Here is a 1,354-nt window from a genome sequence, read left to right on the forward strand (position 1 = left end):
CCACGGATGCGTGCTAACAGAGATGCGGCCGGTCAGCACCACACCGTCCTGCTCCGGCAACTCCACCACCGCACCCAACAGCGGATGATCCACCCCGCACTGGCCGAGTCCGCCCGCATCCGACACCCCACCCGGCCCGGCCTCCAGCCAGTAACGGCGATGCTGAAACGCATACGTCGGCAACCCCACCACCGGGTGAGCCGAGTCCACTCCGGTGAAGAACCGCTGCCAGTCGACATCGATCCCAGCGGTGAACGCCTCACCCACCGAACGGGCGAACCGGCGCGCGCCCCCCTCATCACGACGCAACGTCCCAACCACAGCCCCCGAACCGCCGGACCCGCCGGACCCGCCGGACTCGTCCAGGATGTCCTGCACCGCCATCGTCAACACCGGATGCGGGCTGGCCTCGATGAAAGCGCTCCTGCCATCCGCCAGCAACGCCCGCACCGCCTGCTGGAAAACCACCGGACGGCGAGCATTGGCGAACCAGTACTCCGCCCCCAACCCGCCCCCATCCACCAACCCACCCGTGACCGTGGAATAGAACGGCACCCGCCCCCGCCCAGGAGCCACCCCCGCCAGCATCTCCACCAACTCATCCCGCAACGGCTCAACCATCGACGAATGCGACGCCACCGTCGACGCGATCACCCGCGCCCGCACCCCCCGCCCACGCACCCGCTCAACAAACTCCCCCAACACCCCCATCGGCCCGGCCACCGCACACGAGGAAGGCCCGTTATCGGCACTCACCTCCAACACCCCACCCCAAGCCGCAACCTCCTCCCGCACCACATCAGCCGGCAGAGCAATCCCAGCGATCGCACCACGCCCCTGCAACCGCCGCGCGAACAACCGGCTACGCAACACCACCACCCGCACCGCATCCGCCAGCGACAACACCCCCGCCACGCACGCTGCGGCCACCTCACCCTGCGAATGACCCACCACCGCCGCCGGACACACCCCCACCGACTCCCACAACGCCGCCAACGCCACCCCCACCGCAAACGTCACCGGCTGCAACACCTCAATCGACGCCAACCCCACCCCCACCGGATCAGCCAACACCTGGGCCGGATCCCACTCCACCCACCGCCCGATCTCCCCGAAACACTCCCCCAACCGGGCAGCGAACACCGGCGACACCCCCGCCAACTCCACCCCCATCCCCACCCACTGCGCCCCCTGCCCCGGAAACACGAACACCGCATCCCGCGAACCCGACACCACACCCGACACCACACCCGAACCCGAACCCGACACCGAACCCGAACCCGAACCCGACATCAAGCCCGACACCGCACCCGAACCCGAACCCGCACCCGACATCAAGCCCGACACCGCACCC

General features: G+C 69.1%; 1 protein-coding gene. It reads right to left on the reverse strand.

What is annotated here, in order from left to right; translation table 11 throughout:
- Window positions 1-1,354: acyltransferase domain-containing protein (locus ABT294_RS50725; RefSeq protein WP_350813748.1), on the reverse strand; the 1,354-nt coding region annotated here is incomplete at both ends.

Source organism: Nonomuraea sp. NPDC000554 (genome assembly GCF_040300065.1).
Taxonomy (GTDB): domain Bacteria; phylum Actinomycetota; class Actinomycetes; order Streptosporangiales; family Streptosporangiaceae; genus Nonomuraea.